Annotated in this window: 7 protein-coding genes; 5 read left to right on the top strand and 2 right to left on the bottom strand. The window is 57.2% G+C overall.

Going from position 1 to position 5,999, the window contains the following annotated elements; genetic code table 11:
• The 3 genes from AC1DWF_RS29285 to AC1DWF_RS29275 all read left to right on the top strand — a co-directional run.
• A partial coding sequence (locus tag AC1DWF_RS29285; protein ID WP_476842381.1) for an ABC transporter ATP-binding protein occupies positions 1-1,054 on the top strand: 1,054 nt, incomplete at its 5' end.
• Between the two features lie 30 nt (positions 1,055-1,084).
• Entirely contained in the window at positions 1,085-1,789 is a 705-nt protein-coding gene (locus AC1DWF_RS29280; protein ID WP_476786105.1) for a FadR/GntR family transcriptional regulator, read from the top strand.
• Positions 1,790-1,904: 115 nt separating this feature from the next.
• Positions 1,905-3,311, top strand: a complete 1,407-nt coding sequence (locus tag AC1DWF_RS29275; RefSeq protein WP_476789612.1) for an amidohydrolase — start codon at positions 1,905-1,907, stop codon at positions 3,309-3,311.
• 552 nt (positions 3,312-3,863) lie between these two features.
• On the opposite strand, the gene AC1DWF_RS29270 is transcribed toward AC1DWF_RS29275, so the two are convergent.
• Entirely contained in the window at positions 3,864-4,049 is a 186-nt protein-coding gene (locus AC1DWF_RS29270) for a DUF982 domain-containing protein (RefSeq protein ID WP_476787052.1), read from the bottom strand.
• 117 nt (positions 4,050-4,166) lie between these two features.
• Entirely contained in the window at positions 4,167-4,610 is a 444-nt protein-coding gene (locus AC1DWF_RS29265) for a DUF982 domain-containing protein (RefSeq protein ID WP_476789611.1), read from the bottom strand.
• 90 nt (positions 4,611-4,700) lie between these two features.
• Between AC1DWF_RS29265 and AC1DWF_RS29260 the strand changes: the two genes are divergently transcribed.
• Both AC1DWF_RS29260 and AC1DWF_RS29255 read left to right on the top strand, forming a co-directional pair.
• Positions 4,701-4,928, top strand: a complete 228-nt coding sequence (locus tag AC1DWF_RS29260; RefSeq protein WP_476789610.1) for a helix-turn-helix domain-containing protein — start codon at positions 4,701-4,703, stop codon at positions 4,926-4,928.
• A partial coding sequence (locus AC1DWF_RS29255; RefSeq protein WP_476842380.1) for a HipA domain-containing protein occupies positions 4,925-5,999 on the top strand: 1,075 nt, incomplete at its 3' end. The genes AC1DWF_RS29260 and AC1DWF_RS29255, both read left to right, overlap by 4 nt.

Here is a 5,999-nt window from a genome sequence, read left to right as displayed (position 1 = left end):
GGTTGAAGTCCTCAAGGACATCAACATCACAATCGAAAACGGCGATTTCCTTGTTCTCCTGGGGGCCAGCGGGTGTGGCAAGTCCACGCTTTTGAACTGCATCGCCGGGCTCGAGGATACGACGAGCGGCCGCATCCTGATCAAGGATCGGGACGTCACCAAGGTCGATCCCAGCGCGCGCAACGTGGCGATGGTTTTTCAATCCTATGCGCTCTACCCGACGATGACGGTAGAGCGGAACATCAGTTTTGGCCTCGAATGCGCGGGCGTCAAAAAGGAAGAGAGGCGGAAGCAGGTTGCCAAGGTCGCCAACCTGCTCAGGATCTCCGATCTTTTGAAGCGTCGACCCTGGCAACTTTCGGGCGGTCAGCGCCAGCGTGTTGCTATCGGCCGGGCACTTGTACGCAACCCCGACATCTTCTTGCTTGATGAGCCGATGTCTAACCTGGATGCCAAGCTGCGCAACCAGATGCGCGAGGAATTGAGGGACCTGCACAAGGAACTTGGCGCGACTTTCGTGCTGGTCACCCATGACCAGATCGAAGCCATGTCGATGGCGACAAAAGTCGCCGTTCTCGACCATGGGCGCGTACAACAGTTCGGCACGCCTTATGACGTCTATCACCGTCCGCAGAACATGTTCGTTGCCGCCTTTGTAGGGCTAACGAAAATGAACTTTCTGGAAGGCGTTTTCACTCAGATCAATACTCTTCCCCACATCCGGATTGGAAGCAGCCTGATATCTCTGGCCGGTTACGCTTTTGACGCCGAACGTCCTGTGGAGGCGCAACCGATCATCTTGGGAATTCGACCTGAAAATGTATACAGATCAAAGGAACGTGTAGAGGGAGCGCATTACCTTGAAGTTGATCTTGATGTCACGCGCACCGAACTGACTGGTGGTGATGTGCTGGCATGGTTCAAACTCGAGGATCAAGCCCTGGTGGGGCGCTTCCGGTCCAACCGGACACCGAACATAGGTTCCACTCAGAAGCTCTATCTTGATATGCAGAACAGCTCCGTTTTCGATGCAAAGACCGAACGACGGCTTTGAAATCAGTCGTTTAATGAAATACTGAGACGTATGACCAGCATCCAGACTAACAGCCGCCTGTATCAGAAAGTTGCCGTGGACCTTGCGCGCCGCATCAGCGCGGGTGAGTTCTCAGCATCAGATCGTTTGCCAACGGAACGAATGCTGGCGGAGACGCTCCAGGTCTCACGGCCAACCATACGTGAGGCATTGATAGCGCTTGAAATCAAGGGCCTGATTGAGATCCGGGGTGGGTCGGGCAGCTATGTCTGTCGGCAGCCTGATGCCGCGACTGAGCTTGACCACCTGTTCAGCCCTGGTCATATGCCTGCCGAGATCATGCAGACCAGACTGCTCATCGAGGGTGAAACTGCGGCGGCAGCAGCTGAACACGCCAGCGACAGTGACCTTGAAGCCATGCGCGTCGCCATTGAAACCTCTTGGAAGGATTTCGAAGAGCACACGATGCGACGGTCCAATATTGCCAACGATGCGGACGGACGATTTCACTTCGCCATTGCTGCTGCATCGGGAAACTTACTAACTGCTTCCATAGTACATCACCTTTGGAAGCGCCTTCGCACTCCCATCATTGGGGCGATGGAAGACAAAGTAGACATTGAGCAGCATGCGGAAATCCAGATTCTGGATCACGAGCGCATCTTTCAAGCCATCAAGGCCAAGGATTCGGTGGGCGCCAAGGATGCGATGCACCGTCACCTCAAACGCTACATAAAGCTCCTGCAAGCCAAGTAAGGGGCCTTCGGGTCGGCAAACTCAAACTGATTTCGCGCGCGGAGCTGCGGTGAGGATTTCCTACCCTCGCGCACGCTCGCCCAAATGAAGACGATTACGCTCGAGGAGGCGTGATTTGAAAAATAGTCAGTCGGTATGGGAACTGGTTGAAGCGAAGCGCTCGGAATTCGAGGACCTGAGTGACCGGGTCTGGGCTACACCGGAACTGCTTTTTGAGGAACATCTGTCTTCTGCGGCCCATCGCGAGATGCTCGAGACGCAAGGGTTCCGCGTCGTCGCGTCGCTCGGCAATATCAAAACAGCCCTAATGGGCGAGGCCGGTGCAGATGGTCCGGTTATCGCGATCCTTGGGGAATTCGATGCTCTTCCAGGGCTGAGCCAGAGAGCTGGTATCGATTATCCTGAACCCGAGGACGAAGGGGGGAACGGTCACGGCTGCGGCCACAACCTTCTAGGTGCCGGCGCCCTTTTGGCAGCGACCGCGGTCAAGGATTTTCTGGATGCAAACAACATTCCTGGGCGCGTGCGATATTATGGTTGCCCGGCGGAAGAAGGTGGCGCCGCTAAGACTTTCCTGGTCCGTGACGGCATGTTTGCAGACGTCGATATTGCACTCTGCTGGCACCCGATGTCCTTCAACGGCGTTATTCCGTCGATGTCGCTTGCTGTCACAATGATCGATTTCCATTTTACCGGCCGTTCAGCCCATGCCGCCGTGAACCCGCATCTTGGACGCAGCGCACTCGACGCGGTCGAGCTGATGAGCGTTGGCGTCAATTATCTGCGTGAGCACGTGCCTGCTGACTCCCGCATGCACTATGCCGTGCTGGACTCTGGCGGGCGGGCACCCAATGTGGTTCAGGCCAAGGCGACGGTCAGATATTCGATCCGGGCCCCGAAACGGGTCGATATGTTGAAGCTGGTTGACCGTGTGAAGATGGTTGCAGCCGGCGCAGCGATGATGACTGAAACTCAGGTCACGTCGCAAATTGTGTCGGCTATGTCTGAAATTCTGGAGAATTCTCCTCTCAATAAACTCCTGCACCAACATATGGAGCACCTTGGTCCCACCGTCTTTGACGATGACGATCGTACGTACGCCGCAAGAATTCAGAAAACCTTGTCCAAGGAAGAAATCGAGACGGCCTACCTTATCGCTGGAGTGCCGGTGAGTGACGCGTCGATTTGTGATTTCATCGTGCCACTCGAGGCCAAAGTCGTTCCCATGCTTGGATCGAGCGATGTGGGCGATGTCAGTTGGGTTGTTCCCTTTGCCCAAGTGGGTTTTGCGACCCACGCGATTGGAACGCCGGGTCATACTTGGCAGATAACCGCGCAGGGCAAAGCCAAGGCAGCGCACAAGGGAATGGTCCAAGTGGCCAAAGTCCTGGCTGCAACCGCTGTCGAACTGATCGCCGAACCTGAAGCTTTATTGGCCGCAAAAGAGGAATTCGCCCGTCGCACTGCATCGGAATCCTATGCCTCCCCCTTACCGGAGAACGCAATTCCTTTGGTTCCATGAGTGGTGGGCGAGGACGTGGCGGCTCCAGCCGTGTTCTATCGCCTGCCCGGGCATACCAGGTGCCTCGGGCGCCTTGACGGCGTCGAGAAGGCGGACGTTATGGCCCCAGGGTAATAGTGCAATAACCCGTTGCACAAATTCGCCCTCGGGCAAGGCCTGGGTAGGCGCGCATGTATTTCAGGTTTCGGGCCGAGAGGCCCGTCATCTCGGGGAAGGCTCAGGATATCGTGGGCGATGCACATCAGATTGGCGAAAGGAACACCGAGAGCAGATTCTGAAGATGGTCAGGCCTGACAGGCTGAGACGCGCGAAAACCATCGTCGCAGCAACGGACGATGGTATTTTGAACGTCATCGCCGGACTCAGGAAGAAGGACCGAAGGTCCTATGACCGCCGCAAACCGAACCGGCCCGATACGACGTGTGCATCATCGCCGACCGTGTGGTCTCTCTATCAGGCGTCCTTGGCGGGTGGTGCAGCCGCATTGGGCTCCCTGATCCCGACCGATCGTGCGAACCCCGCGAACGCATTGCGCGCGCCGTCAACAGTTAATTACCCATCTCGCGCAGCATGGCATACACGTACAGCAGTTTTGTAGATCGGACCGCGCCTGCTTTCAGGCCATCTGGCAAGAAAGTCGGTCGCATCGGCAATGTTCGCAATTTCGCGAACGGCCTGACCACGGTCCTTCACGAATATCGAGCGGGAAAAGGCTTGGCGTATCAACACTTCCTTCATGGTCTTGGACCGTCTTGTGAGCAAGCGAGAACTGCCGCTTTTGGAGCGACCAGCTTTCAAAGAAATGGCGACAGCAGCTTTTTTGCTTCCAGGCTTCAAGGGGAGACTGTCCGTGACTCAGTCTTTCAACGGATCTTGAGCCAGTATCCCTTGCTCGCTGCAAAAGGATTGAAAGGCTTCTCTCGCCTCGTCGACTGAGATCGAACCATTGATCGCGGCCTGCATGGCGTTCTCGGCCAGATCGAAGAACGGATTGCGCTTGGCGCGGGGCCACGCTCCGAGAAATTCCATGGCGTCAGGGACTGATGCGATCTCGCGTCGCGGGAAGTCGTTCTCCTTGACCCATATGGTTGGTATGAGTTCCATCAGCACCAACGCACGTGCGGGGAGACGGTTGCATGAACGCACACCCTTGCTCTTTTCACGAAGCTCTCCCCGATGCCATTGAGGCAGGCAGAACAGGCACTGCTTGGCGCCAATGCCGTGCAAAACGGGGAGCAAGCGAATGGCGGCGAAATGACCGAGAGCAATCGTCCCGAACGGGACGCTCTCAGATAGCAATACACGCCCACCGCGAAAATCATCCCGATCGGTTCTTTTAATAGCTTTTCGTCTGTTGGCCTATTATAATAGTCCCGATAGGGATGAAGAATGCATACGATCATAGACAGCAAAAGCCTTGGCGTTCTGATCCGCAATGAACGCAAGGCGCAGAAACTGACACAGGAGCAGCTCGCCGGACTGACAGGGGTCGGTGTACGTTTCGTGCGCGAACTCGAAGCCGGAAAGGAGAGTTGCCAGATCGGCCGCGCCCTACAGGTGGCAGCGTCTTTGGGCCTCACCGTCTCTGTCGGAAGCCGGCGGGAGAGCGCGCCATGACGCATCTGCTCGATGTCTATTTCCGTGAGGTGAAAGCAGGTGCCCTCGGCCAAGAGGAGACTGGGGCTCTCAGCTACACCTATGATCCCGACTATCTCGCCGGGCCAGAGCCGCGCGCCATCTCCTTTTCGATGCCGTTGCACGAAGCGCCCCATGGGGATCGGGTTGTGCGCCCCTTCTTCTCCGGGCTTCTGCCGGATGAAGGCGCCCGGCAGCGCCTAGCCGGCGCACTCGGCATCTCAGCAGGTAATGCCTTCGGGCTGCTGGAAGTGATTGGCGGCGAATGTGCTGGGGCCTTGTCGCTCTATCCGGCCGGGGAGACGCCTCCATCGTCAGATGACGACGGCGTCGAACTGTTAAGCCCGGCACGGCTTGAAGAAATCCTCGGCAAGCTGCGCGAGCGCCCCTTGCTCGGGGGTGAGGAGGGAGTTCGCCTTTCCCTTGCCGGTGCGCAGGATAAGCTCGCGGTCTGCGTTGAAGGCGAGAATATCGGGCTCGCCAAAGGCGGCCGTCCTACCACCCATATCCTGAAGCCCTTCATTCAGGCCCTCGACGGCACGGTCGAAAACGAGTTGTTTTGCCTGCGTCTGGCAGCGCGCCTGAAGCTTCCTGTGCCTGCAGTCGAGATGCGGCGCAGCGGAGCAATCCCGTTCCTGCTGATCGAGCGCTATGATCGTGCGTTGCACGAAGACGGGACAATCACGCGTCTGCATCAGGAAGATTTTTGCCAGGCTCTGAGCGTGCCGCCAGAACTCAAATATGAAGAAGAAGGCGGGCCGGGTACCGAAAAATCGATGGACCTCATTGCCCACGCCACCGCGCGTCCCGCAGCCGACCGTCTGGGTTTCATCCGCATGCTCATCTTGAACTACCTCGTGGGCAATGCTGACGCTCACGGCAAGAACTACGCCTTGCTTTATGGCGGTAGGACACCTGACCTCGCTCCACTCTACGATGTCCTCTGCACGGCGGCTTATCCGCGACTGGCAAAGAAACTCGCCATGGCGATCGGCGGACGTTCGATTCCAGACACGATACAGCTGAAGCAGTGGCTCGCGCTCGTCCCGGACA

The sequence above is a fragment of the Aminobacter sp. P4_D5 genome, assembly GCF_056401815.1.
Note: the sequence above shows the minus strand (reverse complement) of the source record. Positions and strands in the feature narration are given on the sequence as shown.